The sequence below is a fragment of the Chitinophaga sancti genome (genome assembly GCF_034087045.1).
GTDB classification, from domain to species: domain Bacteria; phylum Bacteroidota; class Bacteroidia; order Chitinophagales; family Chitinophagaceae; genus Chitinophaga; species Chitinophaga sancti_B.
Genome location: NZ_CP139247.1, coordinates 7,736,228 through 7,760,851, shown reverse-complemented (window position 1 = coordinate 7,760,851; position 24,624 = coordinate 7,736,228). Strand labels below are relative to the sequence as shown.

Sequence of the window (24,624 nt, the reverse complement as noted above, 5' to 3'; positions counted from 1 at the left end):
TTACAGGAAGAGCTGTTCATCAATATTTTAATCTGAAAGAGCTTAAGCCAGTGTGTTCACTTTCTTAGAAAGTTTGCTCTTCAGGTTGGCTGCTTTATTTTTGTGGATAATATTGCGTTTAGCCAACTTGTCGATCATAGAGATCACGTCAGACAGTTTTTCGCCAGCAGCAGCCTTCTCAGTCAATTTCTTCAGATCACGGATCGCGTTACGGGTAGTTTTACCGTAGTAACGGTTACGCTCATTTCTCGCTTTGCTTTGACGAACGTCTTTTTTCGTTGCTTTATGGTTTGCCATTTTTCTAATTTCAAGTTTCGGACTGCAAAGGTAGGGATTACTTTTTTACAAACAAAATAAAAACACTCCTAATGAGTTTTTTTTCTTCTAAACGAGTTGATTACACCATTCCAAAAGCGCCGGAAGTAGGCCCCTTTGCCGCTGCTAACCCGGATCTTCATTATTCATTCTTACGTATATCATTTTTCCATTTTTTTTCACAAAAGAAGAACGATATTTGCAAACCCATATATTATATATGGGTGCATTCAACAGAATAGCAATTTGAATCGAAGCTTTAGCAAAACTCGTTGTAAATGAAGGACTTCTCATTTGTTACCAACTCACATCCTGCCTACATTGAATCATTATACCAGGATTACCGAAAAGACCCTGGTGCTGTTGACCCGGAATGGGGCAAGTTTTTTGAGGGGTTTGACTTCGCGGTAAACAATGTAAATGGCAAGGCGCCAGGTGCGGGAGCACCGGTTAGCAGTGATCAGTTAACAAAAGAGCTGAACGTTTACAGGCTGATACAGGCCTATCGCAAAAAAGGTCACCTTATCTCGAAAACTAATCCAATCCGGGAACGTAAAGATCGTCAGGCCAACTTAGACATCTCTTTCTTCGGACTCTCCGATGCCGATCTAAAGACTGAATTCTACATCGGTCAGGAACTGGGTTTAGGAAAAACCAGCCTTGAAAATATTGTCAGCCGGTTAAAACAGGTCTATACTTCCGCAGTAGGTCTGGAATATGCTTATGTGAATGATGCAAAAAAAATTGAGTGGCTGCAGCGCGAAATGGAGACCACCCTGCAAAGAACGCTCACGCTGGAACAGCGCAAGCGCATTCTTCACAAGCTGAACCAGGGCGTTATCTTCGAAAAATTCCTTCACACAAAATATATAGGTCAGAAGCGTTTTGGTCTGGAAGGTGGTGAAAACACCATTCCTGCACTGGATGCCATCATCAATACTGCTGCCGGCGAAGGCGTTCAGGAAGCAGTGATCGGTATGGCACACAGAGGCCGTCTGAACGTACTGGCCAATATCTTAGGTAAAACATATGAGCAGATCTTCAACGAATTTGAAGGGCATGCCGTACCAGACCTCACCATGGGTAGCGGTGACGTGAAGTACCACCTGGGCTTCCGCTCTATCGTTGACACCCCGGGCGGTGAAAAAGTAAACCTCCAGTTGCTCCCTAACCCTTCCCACCTGGAAGTGGTAGATCCGCTGGTAACAGGTTTCGCCCGTAGTAAGGCCGACGTAATTTATAATAGTGATTATGACAAGATCCTGCCTATCCTCATCCATGGTGATGCTGCGGTAGCTGGTCAGGGTGTTATATATGAGCTCATACAGATGAGCAACCTGAAAGGGTATTATACCGGTGGTACCATGCACCTGGTGATCAACAACCAGATTGGTTTCACTACCGACTTCGACGATGCCCGCTCTTCTGACTATTGTACTTCTATCGCTTCTACTGTTCAGGCGCCTGTATTCCATGTGAATGGCGACGATGCGGAAGCTGTAGTAAAGGTATCAGAAATTGCAGCCCGCTACCGTCAGGAGTTCAACTCCGATATTTTCATTGACCTGCTGTGCTACCGCAGGCATGGCCATAACGAAGGTGATGAGCCTAAGTTTACCCAGCCAAGCCTGTATGCACTGATCGATAAGCACCCTAACCCTCGCGAAGTGTACACCCAGTACCTCCTGCAAAATGGAGAAACTGAAGTACAGGACCTGGCGAAGGAAATGGAAAAAGGCTTCTGGGCACAATTGCAGGAACGCCTGGACGAGGTAAGACAGAACCCGCTGCCTTATACTTACCAGAAACCTGAACAATGGTGGCAGGAACTCCGCAAATCCAGGCCGGAAGATTTCGATGCTTCTCCGGTTACAGCAGTAAAAGAAGAGGACGTGAGAAGGCTGATCGGCCGCCTCATGACATGGCCAAAGGAATTTGTGCCACTGCGTAAAGTAGAAAAACTGCTGCAGGATAAGATCAAACTGTATGAAACAGAAGGTAAAGTAGACTGGGCTACCGGCGAATTGCTGGCTTACGCCTCCCTGCTGAGCGAAGGTAGAGATATCCGTATGAGCGGTGAAGACGTGAAGAGAGGTACATTCTCTCACCGTCACGCCATCCTGACCGATGAAAATACCAACGCTACTTACAGCCGTCTGGGTTCTTTACAGGACAAACAAGGTTCATTCCGTATCTATAACTCCCTGCTGAGTGAATTTGCTGTACTGGGATTTGAATATGGCTATGCAATGGCCAATCCAAATTCACTGGTGATCTGGGAAGCACAATATGGTGACTTCGCCAACGGTGCGCAGACAGTGATCGACCAGTATATTACCAGTGCAGAGCAAAAGTGGACAAACCAGAATGGTATGGTTATGTTGCTGCCTCATGGTTATGAAGGTGGTGGACCAGACCACTCCAATGCACGTCCTGAGCGTTTCCTGCAGTCATGTGCTGAATACAACATCATCGTTACAAATATTACTACTGCTGCGAACTTCTTCCATGCGCTGCGCCGTCAGCTGACCTGGCAGTTCCGTAAGCCACTGGTGAACTTCTCACCAAAAGCGAATTTAAGGCACGTAGGTTCTTACTCCCCAATCTCCGCATTCACTGAAGGTGGATTTAAAGAAGTACTGGACGATGAATTTGTAGACGATGCATCAAAAGTGAAGAAAGTATTGCTGTGTACCGGTAAGATCTATTTCGAACTGGCTGAAAAGCAGGCGAAGGATAACCGTAAGGATGTAGCGATCGTACGCCTGGAACAATTGTATCCGCTGCCGGCAGTGCAGCTGGAAGCGCTGAACCAGAAGTATAAAGCTGCCACCTGGTTCTGGGTACAGGAAGAGCCCCTGAACATGGGTGCTGCTTCTTACCTGCAAATGAACCTGAAGCAGATCAACTATGGCGTAATCAGTCGCAACCCAAGCGCTGCTACTGCTACTGGTTATGCTAAGGTGCATGCACGCGAACAGCTCGAGATCATTGAAACAGCATTTAACATATAGGGAAGTTTAGAACAAGTGAAGAAATTCACTTTATACAAATCGCACACAGAAATTAGAAATATGGCTATCGAAATCAAAGTTCCTACGGTAGGAGAATCTATTAGCGAGGTAACAATTGCAAAGTGGTTGAAGAAAGACGGTGATTATGTGCAACAGGATGAGGTGATCTGTGAAATGGAATCAGAAAAAGCCACCTTTGAATTAAACGCAGAGAAGGCAGGTATCCTGAAGATAGCTGCTCCTGAAGGTGCTACATTGAAAATTGGAGATGTGGCCTGTACAATTGATACAGATGCGGCTGCCCCTGCGGCAACTGCACCAGCTGCTGCGGCAGCGCCGGCTCCTGAAGCCCCTGCGGCACCTGTAACGGAAGCTGCACCTGCTGCTCCGGCTGTAAATAAAGGAACGATTGAGATGAAGGTGCCAACTGTGGGAGAATCTATCAGTGAGGTTACTTTGATCAAATGGATAAAGAAAGAAGGTGAATACGTTGAGCGTGATGAAGTGATCTGCGAACTGGAATCAGAGAAAGCTACTTTCGAACTGAATGCAGAAGAAGCAGGTGCGCTGATCACCCTGGGTAAGGAAGGCGATGTACTGAAAGTAGGCGATCCAATTGCTAAGATCGATACCAGTGTAGGCCGTCCTGCAGGAAAAGCACAACCAGCTGCTACACCAGCGCCACAAGCTGCACCACAGGTACAGAATGCACCTGTCACAGCTATTCCTAACGATGTGAAAACTACACCTGTAGCTGCTGCTGTTATCGCTGACTCACATGTAGATCCGGCTACCATCAAAGGTACCGGCGCTCATGGCAAGATCAAGAAAGGGGATGTACTGGCTGCATTACAGAACCCAGGCGTAGCACTGGATCAGGAAATGTTCACCCGCGGCGAACGTCGTGAAAAGATGAGCAACCTGCGTAAGACAGTTTCCCGCCGCCTGGTAGAAGCTAAGAATACTACTGCCATGCTCACCACTTTCAACGAAGTGGACATGACTAACATCATGGAGCTGCGCGCTAAATACAAAGAAGTGTTTAAGAAACAACATGAGGTGAACCTGGGCTTTATGAGCTTCTTCACCAAAGCTTGTTGCTTTGCACTGAAAGAATTCCCTGCTGTAAATGCTTACATCGATGGGGAAGAATTAGTGTACCACGAATACTGTGATGTATCTATCGCAGTGTCTGCACCTAAGGGGCTGGTTGTACCGGTTATCCGCAATGCAGAGAGCCTGGATATGGCGCAGATCGAGAAAAAAGTAGTGGAACTGGCTACCAAAGCACGCGATAGCAAACTGACAATGGATGAAATGACAGGTGGTACCTTCACCATCACCAATGGTGGTGTGTTTGGTTCTCTCATGAGTACACCAATCATCAACATTCCTCAGTCTGCAATCCTGGGTATGCACAAAATCCAGGATCGCCCAATGGCAGTAAACGGTCAGGTAGTGATCCGTCCGATGATGTACATTGCGCTGAGCTACGATCACCGTATCATCGATGGTCGTGAGTCTGTGAGCTTCCTTGTACGTGTCAAGGAAATGCTGGAAAATCCTGAACAACTGCTGTTCGGTAAAGATCCACTGAAAGCATTACTGAAACTCTAACTTAGTTTTTTATAAGCCTTTGGCAAAACGCTCAATGCTGCTTTTAAAGAGCATTGAGCGTTTTGCTTTTTATATGATGTGATATGACCCGATGGGAGAATTATTTAGCGGCTGCTGAAAAAGTAATATTGGAATATGATGGAGGATTGCCTTTGCATCATTTTCTGAAGGGTTTTTTTAAGCAGCATCCTTATATGGGAAGCCGCGATAGACGGCATATTTCACAACTGGTGTATGCTCATTACCGGTTGGGTTATCTATATAAGGAGGAAATGTCTGTACAGGAAAGGATCCAGATTGGTTTGCATTTATGCAGGGCAGAAGAATCGGAAAACTTCCCCATTCCGGCTCCTTTAAATATACCGTTGGATAATATCTTTCCCTTCAAAGCCGCGCTTTCTCCCGATATAGATCCTATCGGGTTTTCCCGTTCATTTCTGCGGCAGCCATTCTTATTTATCCGCACCCGCAAAGGCAAACAGGACGCAATAAAAAAGCTGCTGCAACGCGCTGAGATCTCCTTCGAAGAATGGGGACCAACCACCCTCGCATTGCCAAACAGCACTAAGATCGATACCATTGTCACCGATAAGAGCTGGTACGAAATCCAGGATGCCTCCTCTCAACAGGTAGGTCATCTTTTCCATCCAAAACCGGGAGAACAATGGTGGGATAGCTGTGCGGCCAGCGGAGGAAAATCCATCTTATTATTGGATCAGGAACCAAAGGTAAAACTCATGGTAAGTGATGTGCGCTCTTCCATTATTTCAAATCTGCACATGCGCTTCAAAGAAGCAGGTATCAGGGATTATACCAGTATGGTTATGGACCTGACGGCCCCTATCGCCCTGGAACGTCGCTTCGATAATATCATTTTAGATGCACCCTGTTCCGGCTCCGGTACCTGGGGACGTACACCAGAAAACCTCTCTTTCTTCAGGGAGGAACAGATCAAAGAATACCAACAATTACAACAAACGATCGCAGGCAACGTAGTGAAACTATTGAAGCCGGGGGGATCATTAATTTATATCACCTGCTCCGTATTCCGTCAGGAAAATGAAGAAGTCGTCGCTCATGTAGAAAATACCACAGGCTTGAAAAAGCAGGAGGGAGGCGTGATCGCCGGTTATGAAAAAGGCGCTGACAGCATGTTTGCCGTGCGCCTGACATAAAAAAGGGGGGTGCCTGATGGCAACCCCCTTTTTTATAAATTATAGACTTCGCTGTATTATACCTCCTGCAATCACATCATCACCTTCATAAAACACTGCCGACTGCCCCGGCGCAATCCCCTTCACATTTCCATAAAAATTCACTTTTACCTTTCCATCCACATTATACAAATTACTCAGCGCCCCCTTATCCTTATACCGGATCTTGGTGATCGCCTCCATTCCTTCCGGAATATGATCGTACTTAATATAATTAATCCCTGCTACCAAAGTCTCCGTTCTATTCAACTCTTCCTCATCACCCAACACAACCGTATTGGTTTCAGGGATTATCTCCGTTACATAGATCGGCCTTCCCAGCGCAATATCCAACCCTTTACGCTGACCAATCGTATAAAAAGGATACCCTTTATGGTGTCCTACAATCGTACCATCACTCAATACAAAGTTGCCACCATTCACCTGTTCTTCCAATCCATCCACTCTCCGTTTCAGGAACCCACGATAGTCATTATCAGGTACAAAACAGATTTCATAGCTCTCCGCCTTTTTCGCCAGTTCAGGATACCCGAAATCTTCCGCCATCTGGCGGATCTCCGTCTTCCTGTATTGGCCTAAGGGTAAAATAGTCCGCGCCAATACATCCTGCTCCAATCCCCAAAGCACATAACTCTGGTCCTTCAGCTCATCCAGCCCTTTACTCAGCACCCAGCGATTATTCTCCTCACGAATTTTGGCATAATGCCCCGTAGCAATAAAAGCACAATCCATCGCATCTGCCCGTTTCATGAGCGCCCGCCATTTTATATGCGTATTGCACAGCACGCACGGGTTCGGCGTGCGTCCAGCCATATATTCCTCGACGAAGTTGTTGATAACGTAGTCGCCAAATTCTTCCCGGATGTCCAGGACGAAGTGGGGGAAGCCGTGATGTACAGCCGCAGCCCGTGCGTCATTAAAAGAATCCAGGTTACAACACCCGGTTTCTTTCTTACTGGAGCCGGCAGAAGCGTAATCCCAGGTTTTCATGGTGATACCCACCACTTCATAACCCTGCTCGTGCAGCATCAGGGCGGTAACGGTACTATCAATACCGCCGCTCATTGCTACCAGCACTTTGCCATGTCTGCTCATTATTGTGTATTTAAGAATGCAAAATTACAGAAAAAGAGGGGGAACGGATAGATCGATTTTTTTCGATTTGTAAATTACCTGTCTGCGGTGTGTAAAAAAATTAAAACAAATTCCCGGATTTCCCTAAATTTAAACATGTTACCAACATTAAATAAAGCATATCTGCTGCAACACCCGGAATTGGGTGTTTCCGGGCGCTACTTTACTTTCCCGGAGAAGATCCTCCAGTTTGGTACCGGCGTGCTTTTACGTGGCCTCGTCGACTACCTCGTTGACAAAGCTAACAAAGCCGGCCAGTTCGAAGGAAGGATCGTAGTCGTAAAATCCACGGATGGAGAAACTACCGAATTTACCTCCCAGGACAATCTCTTCACTACCCACATCAAGGGCGTAGCCCAGGGGGAATTGGTGGATCAACAGCTAATAAACGCTTCTATTAGCCGAGTTTTGCAATCGAATGCAGAGTGGAACGAAGTACTAGAAACTGTCCACCAGCCTGCATTACAGATTATTATTTCCAATACCACCGAAGTAGGCATTCAGTACGTTCCTGAAAAGATTGAAGGCATTGTCCCAGTTTCTTACCCCGGCAAGTTACTCGCCGTACTATGGGAGCGCTATCAGTGTTTTAAAGGCGCCCCCCATACCGGTTTTGTTATCGTACCTACCGAATTAGTAGTGAACAATGGAAACTTATTAAAGGACACCGTCCTGAAACTGGCTGCTTACAATGACATGCCAGTTGAATTCCAAACCTGGATCGCAGCCGATAACAGCTTCTGCAATTCCCTGGTAGACAGGATCGTGCCCGGCAAACCAAAGGAATTGCCACCTGCAGGGTATACCGACCAACTCTGGATCAATGCGGAACCTTTTCTGCTCTGGGCCATCGAAGGGGATGCCGGCATCGCCAAAATCCTCAACTTCCACCAGGCCGATGCCCGCATGCTCATTACCCCGGATATCACGCCTTACAGGGAGCAGAAATTGCGCATTCTGAATGGTAGTCACACCGCTTCAGTGCCATTAGGTTACCTGAGAGGACTGAATACCGTGTATGAATGTATGGAGGACCCTTACATGCGTGCATTTTTCAGAACAGTGGTCATCGACGAAATACTGCCTACCATTAAAGATACCTGCCCACAGGCGCCATTATTTGCAGAAGATGTACTGGACAGATTTGCCAATCCATCTATTGCACATAAGCTACTGAGCATTACCTTCCAGGAGAGTAGTAAGATGAATGCCCGCAACGTACGCACTTTTGTAAGGTATTATGAGCAGCAGGGCAAGGTACCACCCGCTATGTGCCAGGGTTTTGCCGCCATGATCCTCTTCCTTCGCCCTGCGAAGCAGGAAAATGGCCAGTACTTTGGTGCAAGAGGTACAGAATATTATCAGATCACCGACGACCGCGCAGCCATCTTTGCCGGTTATTGGCAACAGTATAACGATATTCCACAACTGGTAAAAGCCATCAGTGCCGATACCACATTGTGGGAAGCTGACCTGTCAGCATTGTCCGGGTTCACAACAGCTGTGGCAGGACATTTACAGGAAATGTTGGAGAATCAAGCAGCGTTAATTAAGTAATTCCAGTTATGAAGGCTTTTATGGATGCCGATTTCCTGTTAAAAACGGAAACAGCTAAGCAGTTATTCCACGATTATGCAAAAGAGATGCCTATCATCGATTATCATAATCACTTACCACCAGATGAAATAGCAAACAACCGGCAGTTTGAAAGTTTGACAGCCATCTGGCTCAAAGGCGATCATTACAAATGGAGAGCTATGCGCGCAAACGGTGTTGCAGAGCAATTCGTGACCGGTGATGCCGATGACCTGACCAAATTCAAACAATGGGCAGCCACCGTACCTTATACTATGCGCAATCCATTGTACCACTGGACCCATATGGAGTTGCAAAACCCATTTGGTGTAAAGCAATTACTGGATGCTTCCAATGCTGAATGGGTGTACGATCATTGCAATGAACAACTTCCACACTGGCGTACACAGACCCTGCTCAAGCATTTCAAGGTCACGACACTCTGCACAACAGATGATCCTTGCGATAACCTGGAGCATCATAAAGCGATCAGACAATCTGGTTTTGACATTCATGTATTGCCTACTTTCCGCCCCGATAAGGCGATAGCGGTAGAAGATGCACAAGCATTCAACGCCTACGCGGATAAGCTGGGAATGGTAGCTAATATGCCCACAGGCAGCTATCACCAGTTTATGGAAGCATTGCGCAGCAGGCATGATTATTTTCATGAAGCCGGCGGACGCCTCTCTGATCATGGTATCAGCACATTTTACAACACGGCATTTACTGCCTCTGAACTCGAAACCATCTACGCCAAACTGAGAGCCGGCAAAGAAATCAGCACAGCAGAAGCCCTGCAATTCAAAACCGGTACCCTCCACCTGATCTGTGAATGGAATCATGAAAGAGGTTGGGTACAGCAATTTCACGTAGGGGCGATCCGGAATAACAACAGCCGATTGTTACAGCAAATTGGCGCTGATGCAGGAGTTGATTCCATCGGTGACTGGCAGGTAGCAATTGCGATGTCTGGTTTTCTGGATGGCCTTGACAAGAAAAATAAATTAGCTAAAACCGTCCTATACAACCTGAATCCTTCTTATAACGAAGTGTTTGCTACCATGGCTGGCAACTTCCAGGATGGCACTGTACCGGGGAAAATACAATTTGGTTCTGGCTGGTGGTTCCTGGATCAGAAAGATGGCATGGAAAAACAAATGAACACATTGAGCAATATGGGCCTGCTAAGTCGTTTTGTAGGTATGCTCACAGATTCAAGAAGTTTCCTGTCCTGGTCACGTCATGAATATTTTCGCCGTATTTTGTGCAACCTCCTGGGTGATGATGTGGAAAACGGAGAGTTGCCTGGCGATATCAACTGGTTAGGAAAAATGGTGCAGGATATTTGTTATAATAATGCCAGATCGTATTTTGGATTTTAGTTAACCGAACTATATGAAACCAGTTAAAGTCATTTCCTTTGGAGAAATATTGCTCCGCCTGTCACCGCAATGGGAACAGCACAATGCTGCCCTCTATATAGGAGGTGCGGAAGCCAATGTAGCAGCGGCCCTGGCTAAATGGGGTACCTCTGTAGCATACATCAGCCGTATGCCTGACAATGGTATCGCGCATGAAGTAGAACAACAATTACAGCATTTAGGCGTCACTACAGATCGTATGATAAGAGGTGGAGACCGCATTGGTATCTATTACCTCGAGCAGGGGAAGGACCTGAAAAATGCAGGTGTGGTATACGACCGTAAATATTCTTCCTTTAGCCAGTTACAACCGGGAACGGTAGATTGGGACAGCCTCCTGGGTGATGCGGAATGGTTCCACTGGAGTGCCCTCACGCCCGCCCTGAATGAAGATACCGCCATTATTTGCAAAGAAGTACTGGAAGCTGCTACCCGCAAAGGATTATTCATCTCTACGGATCTTAACTACCGTAGCAGACTATGGCAATATGGTAAACAGCCATTCGCCGTAATGCCTGAACTGGTAGCATATTGTGACCTGGTGATGGGCAATATCTGGGCGGCACATACCATGTTGGATACAAACCTGAATACCGTAGCACTGGAAGCCAACAGCAGGGAAGTATACCTGCAACAGGCACATGAAGTCGCCCTGGAAATTACAGAGAAATTCCCCCGTTGCAAACAAGTGGCATTTACCTATCGCTTCTCGCATGCACCTACCCATAATCTGTATTACGCTACCTGGTATGACAATGGTACGCTGAGTGTATCCAAACAATACGAAACCAGTGAAGTGGTAGACAGAGTAGGGAGTGGTGATAGTTTCATGGCAGGATTAATTCATGCCCGTTTAAGTGGTATGGATGCACAGGAAACCATTTCATTTGCCGCAGCCGCAGCATGGTCTAAACTATTCCTGAAAGGAGATTTTAATTTAACAGACAAAGCAGATATCCTAAAACTGATTTAATATGGCAATAGCCGCATCTACCATAGTCTCAGCTTTTGAGAAAAGCAAGATCATCCCGGTGTTTTATCATGATGATGAAGCCACTTGTATTCAGGTCATGACCGCGTGTTATGCCGCTGGCATCAGGGTATTTGAATTCACTAACAGGGGAGAACATGCACGTCGCAACTTTGCCGCCATGCGTGATAAAAAACTGGTAGAAATGCCTGATCTGTACCTGGGCATTGGTACCATTAAGAATGCAGAAGAAGCAAAGGCATTTGCAGGTGCAGGTGCTGATTTCATCATCAGTCCGATTACTGATGTAAGTATTGCAGATGCCTGCAAAGAAGCTGACATTGTATGGGTACCGGGTTGTATGACCCCTTCCGAAATAGCTACCGCCGAAAAAACAGGTGCACGTTTCGTAAAACTGTTCCCGGGTAGTCTGTTAGGCCCTGATTATGTCACTGCTATCAAGCCACTCTTCCCCGACATGAAATTTATGCCGACAGGTGGTGTAGCTCCTACCAAAGAAAGTATACAGACCTGGCTGAATGCAGGGGTGGTATGTGTAGGCATGGGTTCAAACTTATTGAACAAAGACCTGATTGCAAAACAGGATTGGGATGGCCTGAAAGCTCAATTGTCCAAAGTAGTTGACATCGTAAAAAGCCTGTAAACCCAGCCTGTAAAGAGACAGCGACTAAATTCCTGTCTATTTTGTGCAAACGTTTGCATTATTCGCGCCGGTGTCGTATCTTAATTCCACTTTATAAATTCCAAAATGAAAGGCATGGATTCCACAACTATAGGTAGGTATCGCTGGCGCATTTGTGCGTTATTGTTTTTTGCGACCACTATCAACTATATAGACCGTCAGGTGATTGGTCTGCTCAAGCCCACATTATCTGAGTCTTTTCACTGGACTGAAACAGACTTTGCCCATATCATGACTGCCTTTTCTGCTGCCTATGCCGTTGGTTTATTATTCTTCGGCCGGTTGGTAGATAAGATAGGTACAAAGATGGGGTATATACTATCCATCGTTGTATGGAGTGTAGCCGCCATCTTACATGCATTGGCCAAAACAACGCTGGGCTTCGGTGTGGCGAGAGTTTTCCTGGGCCTTGGAGAATCTGGCAACTTCCCTGTTGCTATCAAAACCGTAGCAGAATGGTTCCCTAAAAAAGAAAGGGCGCTGGCTACCGGTATCTTCAATTCAGGAGCCAATATCGGTGCGGTATTAGCACCTATAGTAGTACCCTGGTTAAATGGTAGATATGGCTGGCAACAGGCCTTTATATGGACAGGGGTGATTGGTTTTATCTGGCTCATCTTCTGGGTGATCTGGTACGAAATTCCTGCACGTCACAAACAACTGACACAGGCAGAGTATGACTACATTCACAGTGATGATTTAGTAGAAGCACCTGTAAAGGATATAGATCCTCATCCAAAAAGTGTATCCTGGAGAAAGCTGTTAAGTATCCGTCAAACCTGGGCATTCGTATTTGGAAAGTTGCTCACAGATCCCATCTGGTGGTTCTTCCTCTTCTGGTTACCATCTTATTTTGCAGACACTTATCATCTTGATTTCACCAGGCCCAATCCGCAGCTGATGCTGATATACACAGCTACCACCATTGGTAGCATCGGCGGTGGTTATTTGTCTTCATGGCTGATAAAAAAAGGCTGGCCAGTATTCAAAGCAAGAAAGACATCGATGTTCATATTCGCCATCGCAGTCACACCGGTTATATTTATTCAATACGCTACCAATATGTGGGTCGTAGTGGGCCTCATTGCCCTCGCCGCTGCTGCACACCAGGCATGGTCTGCAAACATCTTTACGACAGCATCAGACATGTTCCCTAAATACGCAGTCAGTTCTGTAGTTGGATTAGGTGGAATGGCAGGTTCAGTAGGAGGGAGCTTATTTCCCTTAGTTGTAGGATACTTATTAGATCATTATAAACTTCTTGGCAACATCACCATCGGCTATAACATCCTCTTCGTAATATGCGGATGTATCTATTTAGTCGCATGGCTCATGATGCATATCTTCGCCCCCAAAATGGAGCGTGTATCATTTGATTAAAGGTCGGCCGCAGGCCCCACGGCCCAAAACAAAAACGCTTTTGCCGAAGGCAAAAGCGTTTTTGTTTTGTATCTAAATCTTTTACAAACTCACTCCTCTCTTCCATGGAATAAAATCGTCCTGATGCAGCAACTCCGCCTTCGTCTGTACCTCTCCACTTGCCGCCTTAATCACAAACTCCAATATCTCTTCACCCATCTCCTCAATGCTTACCTCTCCACTAATGATCGTTCCCGTATTAATATCTATAATATCCGGCATTCTTTGCGCCAACTTCGTATTCGTCGCCAACTTCACTACTGGTGCAATCGGGTTCCCCGTCGGCGTACCCAACCCCGTCGTAAACAACACAATATTTGCACCCGACCCTACCTCTGCCGAAGTAGACTCCACATCATTGCCCGGCGTACACAACAAATTCAATCCCGGTTTTTTTACATACTCTGTATAATCCAACACATCTATCACCGGAGAAATCCCCCCTTTCTTCGCCGCACCTGCTGACTTGATCGCATCTGTGATCAACCCATCCTTAATATTTCCCGGAGACGGATTCATATAAAAACCAGAACCTACAGACTCGGCCTGATTCTCATACGCACGCATAATACGAATGAACTTATCAGACACATCTTTCTCCACACAACGATTGATCAACTCCTGCTCCACACCACACAACTCCGGAAACTCAGACAGGATCGAAGTACCACCCAACGCCACCAGCAAATCAGAAGTATGCCCCACCGCCGGATTCGCAGAAATACCTGAGAACCCATCAGAACCACCACACTCCAAACCAATCACTAGTTTAGACAATGGACTTGGTTTCCTGCTTTCCTTATTAGCTTCAATCAACGCCAGGAACGTATCTTTAATAGCAGTTGACAACATGGCGAACTCAGAAGCACTCTTCTGCTGCTCATACACCAACACTGGTTTATTAAATGCTGGATTCAGTTTCTTTAATGATTCCTGCAGAATCGATACCTGCGCATGTTGACAGCCCAGGCTCAATATAGTAGCACCTGCAACGTTCGGATGGTGAATATACCCGGCCAGCAGTGCACACAGTGCATCAGAATCCTGCCTTGTACCACCACAACCACCTTCGTGCATCAGGAACTTGATACCATCTATATTATTAAATACGGTATGACGTTTACTGCTCAGTGTTACTACCTCTGCCGTGTAGGTCTTAATCCCATTCAGATCTCCCTTCTTATATAAAGACACTAAATCCTGTACCTGTTCATTATACACCTCTGTTGGCGCAAAACCCAACCCTTTTTCAAAAGCAGTCCTGATCACACTCACATTACGGTTCTCACAAAACACCATTGGAATCACAAGCCAGTAGTTGCGCGTACCTACCTGACCATCATTACGTGGATAACCCATAAAGGTGCGGTTAGCCCACTTACTCACATCAGGCTGTTCCCATTTTACAGTTCCTTCTTTTTCATGGAAAGCACTGGCGTCATGTTTTACATTGGTAATAGTAATCAGTTCACCCTTGGCAATGGCAACATTGGCTTTACCAACCAATACTCCATACATAGTGATAGGATCGCCTTCCTTAGCATCAGCGATCATGAATTTATGTTTAGCGGGAACGTCTTTTAATAAGGTTATTGTGGAACCATTGAACCCGACTTCCGTACCTTGCTGGAGGTCTTGTAAAGCAACAAGTACATTGTCGCCGGGATGTATTTGCAGATACTTATTCATATAAGCTAAAGTATAAAATTACCACACCGCCTGTTAATACTAAAATCTTAATCATTAATGCGATTTTGACTTTAGAATGATAGTAAAACACTCGATAGGTTGGCTAAAAGGTTTTAGCGGTTAAGAGCACCCCAAATCCTTGTCAGAAAAGGGAACGCAAAGATAATGACTCCTCCGCTAATGGAAATATTTATAATGTGATAAAAAGCCGGTAATACCCTTCAAACACCCTGAATTAGGCGGATTAGCCAAAAAACATGTGGTTAATGATAAAAAAGTATTAGTTTCATTGTTATGCAAACGTTTGCATTTCTGGGCATTAAGCACTATCTTTCCATTCAGTTATGAAAGATGCACTGATACGCATCTCCCGCTATTTATTATCATTTCTAAAAACTAATTGTCAGCCGTATGACTGCCGAAACGAGATATGCCACCAGCCCGGCCTCCGTGTTGCGCTGGACGACAGACGAAACCAGAAAAGAACTGCTTATAGAAAAGCTCTTCTTTGCCGACGATGCAGTATTGGTATATAGCCATTATGATCGTTTTATCACAGGAGGCATCATGCCTGTGAACAAAACCGTAAAACTGGGAACACCGGATCAGCTGAAAGCTACCTACTTCCTGGAACGCAGAGAACTGGGCATTATCAATGTAGGCGCTCCGGGCAAAGTTCAGGTAGATGGAGAAGTATTCGAAGTAGGCTTCAAAGAGGCGTTATATATAGGCAAAGGCAAACAGGAAATCCTCTTCAGTAGCAACGACTGTGAGCAACCTGCTAAGTTTTATATCAACTCTACGCCAGCTCATCAGACATATCCAACCCGTCTGGTCACTAAGAAGGATGCGGAAATCGTAACCCTGGGCAGCCCCGAAACCGCCAATCACCGTACTATTAATAAACTGCTCGTCGCCTCCGTACTACCTACCTGCCAGTTGCAGATGGGTATGACCGAACTCAAAACAGGCAGCATCTGGAATACTATTCCTGCGCATACACACGACAGGCGCATGGAAGTATACTTCTACTTCGAAGTACCCGATGGCCAATCCGTTTGTCACTTCTGGGGGCAACCACAGGAAACCCGTCATATCTGGATGCAGAACGAACAGGCTGTAATATCACCACCCTGGTCTATTCACTCCGGCGCCGGCACCAGCAACTATACATTTATCTGGGGCATGGCTGGTGAAAACCTCGACTATGGAGACATGGATGTATGTGCAGTACCAGATTTACGATAACCTTAAAAAAATAACTCATTATGATACTGCGGTCATTTGATCTCACAGGCAAGGTGGCATTGGTAACCGGTGCCAAACGAGGTATTGGCAAAGGTATAGCCGTAGCCCTTGCAGAAGCAGGCGCAGATATAATAGGTGTATCTGCTTCGCAGGAACCCACAGGTAGTGAAGTGGAAAAAACCGTGCAGGCAGCAGGCAAAAAATTCTATGGCTACACCTGCGATATGGGGAACCGTGAAGCCCTGTATGCATTCATCAAAGAAGTGACCAGCCGTTTTCCTGTCATCGATATATTGGTCAACAATGCAGGTACCATCCTCCGTGCTCCGGCAGCAGAACATCCGGATGAATATTGGGATGAAGTATTAGGCATCAACCTCGATGCACCATTTATACTAACACGCGAAATTGGTAAACAGATGCTATCCCGGGGCCGTGGAAAGATTATCTTTACAGCATCGCTGCTCACCTTCCAGGGTGGCATCAATGTGCCGGGATATGCTGCCAGCAAAGGCGCCGTAGGATCACTGGTCAAAGCATTTGCCAATGAATGGGCAGGAAAAGGAGTACATGTCAATGCTATTGCTCCAGGGTATATCGCTACAGACAATACCGCCGCCCTTCGTGCAGATGAAGATCGCAGTACTGCCATCTTATCACGTATCCCCGCAGGCCGTTGGGGCACTCCTAAAGACTTTCAGGGACCAGCCGTATTCCTTGCCTCCGCGGCTTCGGACTATGTACATGGTACCATCCTGACTGTCGATGGAGGTTGGATGGGGCGATAGTATTGGCTACACACTGATATATGAGTAAAAGAACAGAAAAAACGATTGTCGATATTGCGGAAGAACTGGGATTCTCCGTGTCTACTGTGTCCAGGGCATTGAATGACCATCCCAATATCAGCGCACGCACAAAAGAAAAAGTGAAGAAGATGGCCCGCAAACTGGGCTACCGTCCAAATGCGATGGCTGCTGGCCTGCGCAACAACCGGAGTAAAACCATCGGTTTACTCGTGCCGCGTATCTCTATGTTCTTCCCTGCTACTATCAGTACCGTTGTTCAAAACAAACTACAGGAGCATGGTTATAATGTGATCATCTGTCAGTCCAACGATTCTTACGAACAGGAAGTGGCCCTGACCAATACCCTGTATTCAGCAAGAATAGATGCACTGGCTGTATCCACTACATTAACTACTACTGACTTCTCCCACTTCGATATCTTCAAGGATAACAATATACCATTGGTATTTTTCGACAGGGTACCAAAGGACTACGATGTCACAGTTGTAAAAGGTGATGATTATTTAGGTGGATTGACCGTGACCCAGCACCTGATCGAACAGGGTTGTAAAGATATCGTCCACATCTCCGGCCCACTCACCTGCAACCTGTATGTAGAAAGAGTAGCCGGGTTCAAACATGCCTTGCAGCAACACAAAATTCCTTTTAAAAAATCAAGGGTTTTTTACCAGGAGTTAACCCGTGACAATGCATGGCAGGCATGCGAAAAGATCTTTGCAAAACAACCTTATCCTGATGGCATCTTTGCTGCCAATGATACCACTGCCATTACCATACTGGAATATTGCAGGAAGATCAATGTCAAAGTGCCGGAAGACCTGAAGGTAGTCGGCTACTCCAACGATCCGAGGGCAGAAATTATCAGTCCGGCTATCACTTCGGTAGACCAGTTCCCCGCTCTGATGGGAGAACGGGTAGCTGCAGCATTACTGGATCTGATGCAACAACCCAGACAAACCCCTCAGCAACATGCAGCTGAGATGGTACCCATTCAGTTAATCAAACGTGCTTCATCCGAAGTAAAAGTAACGAAGCGAAAAAAGAGTTAATACTATAAAAGAAAGTTAGTCACGTATGAGAAAATTACTCTTCCTCCTGGGCAGCGTACTGCTCGTCATTCCTGTAAGTGCACAGGTGCCTGTTGACAAAGCACTGAAGCTGGCTATTCAACAATACAAGCAAATGATGACCCATGTGCCGGATAGTTTACTCCCCCGCACCACCAACAATAAAACAGGTAAACTGGTCACCGCCGGCACCGACTGGTGGACATCCGGATTTTACCCGGGTACACTATGGTACCTCTATGAATATTCAAAAGATAAAACCATCCGGCAGGAAGCACGCAAACGTACAACTGAGGTGGAAAAAGAACAATATAACAAGACGACACATGACCTTGGATTCATGATGTATTGCAGCTTTGGCAATGCATACCGCCTTACAAAAGATCCAAAAGATAAACAGGTGCTCATCACCAGTGCCCGCACCCTTTGTACGCGCTTCAATCCTGTAGTAGGTTGCATCAAATCATGGGATCATGGTAAATGGAAATTCCCTGTTATTATCGACAATATGATGAACCTGGAATTGCTTACCTGGGCCACAAAAGAAACAGGCGATACTTCCTTTGCACACATCGCCCGTACCCATGCAAACACCACCATGAGGAACCACTTCAGACCCGATTTTAGCTCTTATCATGTAATAGGATATGACCCTGAAACAGGTGCAGTCGTAGCAAAAAATACTGCACAGGGATTTGCAGACAGCTCTGCATGGGCACGTGGTCAGGCATGGGGATTATATGGTTACACCATGATGTTCAGAGAAACAAAAGATGGTGCATATCTGGAACAGGCTAAGCAAATTGCAAACTATATCATCCCTCATCTGCCAGCAGATAAAATACCTTACTGGGATTTTGATGCGCCTGATATTCCCCATGCAAAAAGAGATGCATCTGCAGGTGCAGTGATGGCTGCCGCATTGCTGGAACTGAGTCAGTATACAAAGAACCAGACCTATTGGCAAACGGCGGAACAGATCTTACAAACACTCTGCAGCGATGAATACTTAGCCAAAGAAGGCGCCAATAATAACTTTATACTCAAACACAGCGTAGGTCACCTGCCAGCAGATTCAGAAGTAGATGTACCGCTGACCTATGCAGATTATTACTTTGTAGAAGCATTACTCCGTTATAAAAAATATAGCAAATGAACAGGCGGCGTTTCATACAGGCAGTACCCATAGCCGGATTGGCCACCGCCGTAAAACCAGGCAATATGTTACCCTCATCCGTTTCTCCCACAAATGACAGAGCATACTGGGCCTCGCTGCTGGTACGCATCGCAGAACCTGTATTGTACAACCTGAGTAAAGGCCAGCTGAAAAAGACAATGCCTTTGGAAGTAGCACCTGCCTACAGCAAGCCTGTGGAAAAGGTGACGTATCTCGAAGCTTTTGGCCGTACTATGGCCGGTATCGCTCCCTGGCTGGAACTTGGCGCCGACCAGACGGAAGAAGGCAAAATTCGGGGCCATATGATCAATTTAGCACAGGTATCTACCGCTCAGGCAGTGGATCCTTCCGGCCCTGACTACATGAACTTCACAGGCAGGTACGATGGCCAGCCTTTGGTAGACGGCGCTTTTCTGGCGCATGGATTTATCCGTGCCCCCAAACAACTCTGGGAGCCACTGCCTGACAAAGTAAAACGCCAGGTCGTAGCTGCATTCAAAAGTCTCCGTAGCATCAAGCCCGGTTATAATAACTGGTTACTCTTTGCTGCCATGATAGAAACCGCCTTACTTGAATTCGGCGAAGACTGGGATGCGATGCGCGTAGACTTTGCTATCAAAAAACACCAGGAATGGTACAAAGGCGATGGCATGTATGGTGATGGTACTGACTTTCACTTTGACTATTACAACGGTTTTGTGATTCAGCCCATGCTGGTCGATATACTAAAGGTACTGGTGGCCAAAGGCAAAGCCAATCAATCAGAATACGACCAGGCACTGGAACGAATGCAACGTTATGCCGTGATCCAGGAAAGACTCATCTCTCCTGAAGGCACATTTCCTGTAGTAGGTCGGTCTATGGCTTACAGAAATGCGGGTTTCCAACCCCTCGTACAACTGGCGCTCCACGATCAGTTACCTGCATCGCTCTCTCCTGCGCAGGTCAGGTGTGCATTGACAGCGGTTAAGAAGCGCATATTCGAAGCGCCGGATACCTTTGATCAAAAGGGTTGGATGCAGCTGGGCTTTTGTGGCCATCAGCCGGAAATAGCAGATGTCTATACATCTACTGGCAGCTCTTACCTGTGTACAGTGGCATTTCTCGCATTGGGTTTGCCTCCCGGGCATACTTTCTGGACCGGGGCTCCGGAAGAATGGACAGCGCAAAAAGTCTGGAAAGGGAAACCGGTCTTAAAGGATCATGCCTTATAATGGTTATTCAATCATTAATCGGTATTGATATCGATCAGGCCATACCGAATGCCGAAGATCACTAAACCTACTCTGGTTTTTACTTTCAGTTTATCGCAAAGACTGCTTTTGTAGTCGTCGATAGTGCGCGGGCTCACGAACATCTTTTGTGCAATTTCTTTGTAAGACAACTCCGTACAAAGGTATTGCAGGAATGTTTTTTCCTTGGGTGTGAGTTCGATTTTTTCGCTGAGAGACAATACATCTTTCTGCAAGCCAGAGATCACCTTGCCGGAGATATAATCAGGCAGGTAGAAGTCTTTTTTGATAATAGAATCAAAAGCTTCTTTCAGATCATCTGGTTCTACATTCTTCATAATGTATCCCTTTGCACCCGATTTCAGCATTTTGATGATCACTGATTCATCGTTCAGCATGGACAGTGCCAGTACCTTGATCTGAGGGAAATGGTTATTGATCCAGGTGGCAGTTTCGTACCCGTTCATACCCGGCATATTCACGTCGAGAATGAGGATATCAGGCAGCTGCAGTTCCCTGTTATTGATGATTTTGATCACTTCTTCCCCATTGTTGGCTTCGAAGAGAATGAAGTAATCCGCAAAAGTGTTAATTAATCGCCCAAGGGCTTTTCTGACAAGTACATGGTCATCAGCAATGGCAACACTATATTTCGCTTTCCTGGTTATGCTCATGGAATGATTGTTTGTTTACGGGTATAGTGATTCGGATAGCAGTTCCGCTGTTTTTAGCGCTGTTGATCTGAAAGGTTCCACCAATAAGACTGGCTCTTTTACGGATGTTTCTAAGTCCAAGGCCCTTGTGCTGGTTTAAGTCTGCAAACAGGGCTTCCTGGTCAAAACCAATACCGTTATCAGTAATTTCCAGGTCAATAAAGTCTGTGTTATGTGAAAGCCTGACTTCCACTTTTGTCGCTTTGGCATGCTTCACAATGTTGTTCAGCATTTCCTGTACAATGCGAAAGACGATAATCTCAGTCTGGTGGTCAAGCAGGTTCCGGATGTCTGCAAAATTAAAGGAAGTTTCGTATAAATTGGTCCGCCTTAGTCTTTCCAGCTCGAAATTGATGCTTTGTCCTAATCCGACTTCCGTAATTCTGTCAGTATGGAGGCTTCGTGACAGGTCGCGTAGCTCTGTAATAGCCTTCTGTAGCGCCTTTCGGCTTTCCTCTATGTATTCATGCGCTTCGCTGTTATTTTCCACGGGTACAGTCAGGAGGGAGAGGGCCACGAAGGTGAGGGACTGACCGATGTTATCATGGATCTCCTGGGAAAGGTGTCCAAACACGTTTTCCTGGATTTCCAGTTGTGACCGGAGTAGTTCCTGTTCATAGCGCTCCTTGAGCAATCGAAGCTCCTGGGCCTGCGCAAGGCGGCCTTTCTGATTCAGAATCAGCATAATGATAATGAACCCTACTAGTAATACAAGCAGGAAGATAGATGTAAATACTACAGGGAAGATTTCCTGAAAATCAGATTGCATATAAACGAAATACTAAAGAATAAATATAGAATAATATTTATCATAATATTTGTTACATGTAGTGTAGTAAACACCATCCATGGCATATTGGAAATAAAATTCAGGATCCCGTTCAGCGGAAGACTGCATGTGTAAAAGAATAGCAGCCCGGTAGCAGTCCAGAAAGTAGGGTCCTGGAGCAGGCTGTGAGGACCCGGAAATTTGATACGTTCATAAAAATAAAAGATGCAGGTGATCACTACCAGCAGGCAGCCCAGCATATATGTATACGTATTAAAGGTACCCGTACCCTGTAAAAAGGCCATATTAACGATCCCAAATATGGGGAATAGAACAATCGTATAACCCAGCGCCCTGATGACCTTAGGTGTGGACAGGAAGGAACGAAGCAGGTATAACAAATATGGGAAATTCAGGATAGCATAGCCATTATAATACTTTAGGTTATTCATATTATGAAGGCTGTACCACCAGGTGATGACTTCCACCGATATAGTGACAGATATATAAATGAGAAACGAGTTCAGGTAGCTGGGAGGTCTCTTTTGCAGTTTAGCCAATAAAGCAACAATGAAGCACAACAGGATCGTCATGACAATTACCGGTTGTTGATAAAGCGAAAAATGTGATAACGTTAATACGTTCAGTAGTGCACAGGACATATGAAATAAATACGATAGCTTTTTAACTGTTATTGGTCGTGGAAAGTTAGCAAAAGCAGGGTGAAATTTTTTGGCTGGCAAAAAAAACTGCCGGATCAGTAATCCGGCAGCATAAGTTGATATCTATATATAGATGTGGTATAATCAGATCTTGCTGGCAATTGCTGCATCGATCTTAACACCCCTCAATTCGTTACCAGCTTGACCAATACAGGCCGGAGGACATGGATAACCAAAGTTGAAAGCTACGATCTCAGCACCATTAGGTGTGGAAACATACAGATCTTTGTTTTCAGTTTTACCGGATTCGTTTACTTTCTGCTGAGTAGCGACAAAAACGATCGTTTGTCTGTCTTCCAGCAGGATGTTTTCAGGGAAAGAAGAAGGGTAAACACCAAAATAGACTCTAATTCCATCAGCACCAGCAGCTTCAGCTGTTTCGATATAATGTTTGAGTTCATCAAGGCTGTACCAAACGCTCAGAGAATCCAATTTTCCCAGACGTTCAGAGTTAGCTTTCCATCTATTCTCCCTGTAATTATTTTTGAGCATGGTTACATGCTTATCGTTTACAAACTGACCGGCTTTCATAATTGTAGCGGCTGACATAAGATATTATTTTAGGTTTTGAAATCTCATTGACAACATAAAACTAATTTAAAACAAATACAGTTATCACTGTAAGTTATTAATAATCATAACATTACAATGTGTATAAATTCGTAATTACTGTATAATCAGTTCATATATAATTTTGTCTAATGCAAAAACCGCCCTTTTCTACTCAACTTTCCGGTAAAGATGCAGTAATTTCTGCGTTAATAACGGTACATGTACCCCGGTAATTATCGGTGAGGATTATTTTTTTCTGCACACTGTCAGGTTTTGGGATACTCCTTCGGTCAGATCAGGGCTATTACGATTACACTTTGGAATGGAGATCTTGAATACCGTGATTTCACGGTATTCATAAGACCGTGATTCACGCAGTTTGTGAATGCGCATAGGTACGTTTCGTGTTGATTCAATGCCGGTTTTTTATACCCACGAAATCGTAAAACTGAGACTGTTTATCAGCAATTTATCCACCAAAAAACTTGTACGGGCATGACTGACAGGCATTTTGCTCATTGCGTGTTTATTCCGATGTTATAACAGTTAATTCAAACATAATAAATGCAACTAACATATTCATCCATCAAACGTGCTACGTCAACTTTATTTTTAATAATATTGAGAAGGCAATTAGCCTGAATGCTGATTTAAAATATTGTACCCTTTGAAAACCCTAAATTGTATTGTCCCCCCCAAAGTACCATAACTGGCCTGCTTTTTAGCAGGCCTTTTCTTTTTATACCACGTGTACCTCATACTCTTTCAACGCAGTCATATCGTATAGAAAACGAAATGCAATCACCGTTCGCAACAAGGCATTGGAAGTCTGCAAAGTAATCTCCGTATCACTATCTGTCACCCAGTTATTTTGAGCGGCAGGCTCGCCGTATAAATGACTCAGCCGGGCAGCCAGTTGAAACCCTGGTTGATCCGGGTAAATAAAGATCCTGTTTATAAACCCATTCTCATTCACACCAGCAAAAAGATGACTCATGGCAATACCATTGTCCTTTTGCTCAATCGTACACTTAATAGGCCTGTTGAATACATGGTAAAGACTGGCATGAGGAGCAACAGTAAAATGATGTTTACCCGTGTATAGGTTAAAAGGTAACATACCTGGAATATGTCCAGGCTTTCGGCCTAACTGGATGTTGCCGACACCCAGGTTGTGAAACCTGAACTGGTTTGGTTGAGAGGCGGATTTCATATGTGTAGGGTTAGTTATCATAAATTTACGAAATCCTTTTATCATGAT

21 protein-coding genes are annotated in these 24,624 nt (G+C 45.4%); 13 read left to right on the top strand and 8 right to left on the bottom strand.

Translation table 11 applies throughout. The features are described from left to right. Nucleotides 1–42: 42 nt before the first annotated feature. Nucleotides 43–297 (bottom strand): 30S ribosomal protein S20, encoded by a 255-nt coding sequence (gene rpsT, locus SIO70_RS31070; protein ID WP_183289934.1) that lies wholly within the window; start codon nt 295–297, stop codon nt 43–45. A 296-nt stretch (nt 298–593) separates the two neighbouring features. Here rpsT and SIO70_RS31065 point away from each other — a divergent pair, with 296 nt between their 5' ends. The 3 genes from SIO70_RS31065 (at nt 594) to SIO70_RS31055 (ending at nt 6,121) form a co-directional block, all read left to right on the top strand. Further along, nucleotides 594–3,329: a 2-oxoglutarate dehydrogenase E1 component gene (locus SIO70_RS31065; protein ID WP_320577477.1), complete on the top strand. Its 2,736-nt coding sequence runs from the start codon at nt 594–596 to the stop codon at nt 3,327–3,329. A gap of 60 nt (nt 3,330–3,389) precedes the next feature. Beyond that, the gene (gene odhB / locus SIO70_RS31060) at nt 3,390–4,946 is read left to right on the top strand and encodes a 2-oxoglutarate dehydrogenase complex dihydrolipoyllysine-residue succinyltransferase (protein ID WP_320577476.1); all 1,557 of its coding nucleotides are present in this window, start codon (nt 3,390–3,392) and stop codon (nt 4,944–4,946) included. Nucleotides 4,947–5,029: 83 nt separating this feature from the next. Continuing rightward, on the top strand, nt 5,030–6,121 hold the full coding sequence (locus tag SIO70_RS31055) for an RsmB/NOP family class I SAM-dependent RNA methyltransferase (protein ID WP_320577474.1): 1,092 nt from the start codon (nt 5,030–5,032) through the stop codon (nt 6,119–6,121). Nucleotides 6,122–6,160: 39 nt separating this feature from the next. Here SIO70_RS31055 and mnmA read toward each other — a convergent pair whose 3' ends face one another. Further along, nucleotides 6,161–7,255, bottom strand: coding sequence for a tRNA 2-thiouridine(34) synthase MnmA (gene mnmA / locus SIO70_RS31050; RefSeq protein ID WP_083729954.1), 1,095 nt, complete (start codon nt 7,253–7,255; stop codon nt 6,161–6,163). A 135-nt stretch (nt 7,256–7,390) separates the two neighbouring features. Here mnmA and SIO70_RS31045 point away from each other — a divergent pair, with 135 nt between their 5' ends. From SIO70_RS31045 to SIO70_RS31025, 5 genes are all read left to right on the top strand, one after another. After that, the gene (locus tag SIO70_RS31045; protein ID WP_320577472.1) at nt 7,391–8,851 is read left to right on the top strand and encodes a tagaturonate reductase; all 1,461 of its coding nucleotides are present in this window, start codon (nt 7,391–7,393) and stop codon (nt 8,849–8,851) included. An 8-nt stretch (nt 8,852–8,859) separates the two neighbouring features. Next, nucleotides 8,860–10,254, top strand: a complete 1,395-nt coding sequence (gene uxaC / locus SIO70_RS31040) for a glucuronate isomerase (RefSeq protein ID WP_320577470.1) — start codon at nt 8,860–8,862, stop codon at nt 10,252–10,254. 13 nt (nt 10,255–10,267) lie between these two features. Continuing rightward, nucleotides 10,268–11,266 (top strand): sugar kinase, encoded by a 999-nt coding sequence (locus SIO70_RS31035; protein ID WP_320577467.1) that lies wholly within the window; start codon nt 10,268–10,270, stop codon nt 11,264–11,266. Between the two features lies 1 nt (nt 11,267). After that, a complete protein-coding gene (locus tag SIO70_RS31030) occupies nt 11,268–11,927 on the top strand; it encodes a bifunctional 4-hydroxy-2-oxoglutarate aldolase/2-dehydro-3-deoxy-phosphogluconate aldolase (RefSeq protein WP_320577465.1) in 660 nt (219 codons plus the stop codon). 114 nt (nt 11,928–12,041) lie between these two features. Further along, the gene (locus SIO70_RS31025) at nt 12,042–13,346 is read left to right on the top strand and encodes an MFS transporter (RefSeq protein WP_320577464.1); all 1,305 of its coding nucleotides are present in this window, start codon (nt 12,042–12,044) and stop codon (nt 13,344–13,346) included. 81 nt (nt 13,347–13,427) lie between these two features. Here SIO70_RS31025 and SIO70_RS31020 read toward each other — a convergent pair whose 3' ends face one another. Further along, nucleotides 13,428–15,074 (bottom strand): altronate dehydratase family protein, encoded by a 1,647-nt coding sequence (locus SIO70_RS31020; RefSeq protein ID WP_320577462.1) that lies wholly within the window; start codon nt 15,072–15,074, stop codon nt 13,428–13,430. Between the two features lie 411 nt (nt 15,075–15,485). Between SIO70_RS31020 and kduI the strand changes: the two genes are divergently transcribed. From kduI to SIO70_RS30995, 5 genes are read left to right on the top strand one after another with little or no spacing between them, the layout of a single operon-like run. Continuing rightward, nucleotides 15,486–16,322 carry a 5-dehydro-4-deoxy-D-glucuronate isomerase gene (gene kduI, locus SIO70_RS31015; RefSeq protein ID WP_320577461.1) on the top strand — a complete coding sequence of 279 codons (837 nt, stop codon included), beginning with the start codon at nt 15,486–15,488 and terminating at the stop codon, nt 16,320–16,322. Nucleotides 16,323–16,345: 23 nt separating this feature from the next. Further along, entirely contained in the window at nt 16,346–17,110 is a 765-nt protein-coding gene (locus SIO70_RS31010) for an SDR family oxidoreductase (protein WP_320582078.1), read from the top strand. 20 nt (nt 17,111–17,130) lie between these two features. Then, nucleotides 17,131–18,180: a LacI family DNA-binding transcriptional regulator gene (locus SIO70_RS31005; protein ID WP_320577459.1), complete on the top strand. Its 1,050-nt coding sequence runs from the start codon at nt 17,131–17,133 to the stop codon at nt 18,178–18,180. 25 nt (nt 18,181–18,205) lie between these two features. Then, nucleotides 18,206–19,354 carry a glycoside hydrolase family 88 protein gene (locus tag SIO70_RS31000; protein WP_320577457.1) on the top strand — a complete coding sequence of 383 codons (1,149 nt, stop codon included), beginning with the start codon at nt 18,206–18,208 and terminating at the stop codon, nt 19,352–19,354. Further along, complete coding sequence (locus SIO70_RS30995) at nt 19,351–20,589, top strand: DUF2264 domain-containing protein (protein ID WP_320577455.1); 1,239 nt, start codon at nt 19,351–19,353, stop codon at nt 20,587–20,589. The genes SIO70_RS31000 and SIO70_RS30995 overlap by 4 nt, the downstream gene beginning before the upstream one ends. A gap of 14 nt (nt 20,590–20,603) precedes the next feature. Here SIO70_RS30995 and SIO70_RS30990 read toward each other — a convergent pair whose 3' ends face one another. The 5 genes from SIO70_RS30990 to SIO70_RS30970 form a co-directional block, all read right to left on the bottom strand. Next, nucleotides 20,604–21,281 carry a response regulator transcription factor gene (locus SIO70_RS30990; protein ID WP_320577453.1) on the bottom strand — a complete coding sequence of 226 codons (678 nt, stop codon included), beginning with the start codon at nt 21,279–21,281 and terminating at the stop codon, nt 20,604–20,606. Then, the gene (locus tag SIO70_RS30985; RefSeq protein ID WP_072362625.1) at nt 21,253–22,089 is read right to left on the bottom strand and encodes a sensor histidine kinase; all 837 of its coding nucleotides are present in this window, start codon (nt 22,087–22,089) and stop codon (nt 21,253–21,255) included. The genes SIO70_RS30990 and SIO70_RS30985 overlap by 29 nt, the downstream gene beginning before the upstream one ends. Then, nucleotides 22,056–22,751: a hypothetical protein gene (locus tag SIO70_RS30980; protein ID WP_320577449.1), complete on the bottom strand. Its 696-nt coding sequence runs from the start codon at nt 22,749–22,751 to the stop codon at nt 22,056–22,058. The genes SIO70_RS30985 and SIO70_RS30980 overlap by 34 nt, the downstream gene beginning before the upstream one ends. A gap of 144 nt (nt 22,752–22,895) precedes the next feature. Further along, on the bottom strand, nt 22,896–23,360 hold the full coding sequence (locus tag SIO70_RS30975; protein ID WP_083729816.1) for a hypothetical protein: 465 nt from the start codon (nt 23,358–23,360) through the stop codon (nt 22,896–22,898). A gap of 742 nt (nt 23,361–24,102) precedes the next feature. After that, the gene (locus tag SIO70_RS30970) at nt 24,103–24,576 is read right to left on the bottom strand and encodes a hypothetical protein (protein WP_320577447.1); all 474 of its coding nucleotides are present in this window, start codon (nt 24,574–24,576) and stop codon (nt 24,103–24,105) included. Nucleotides 24,577–24,624 lie beyond the last annotated feature (48 nt).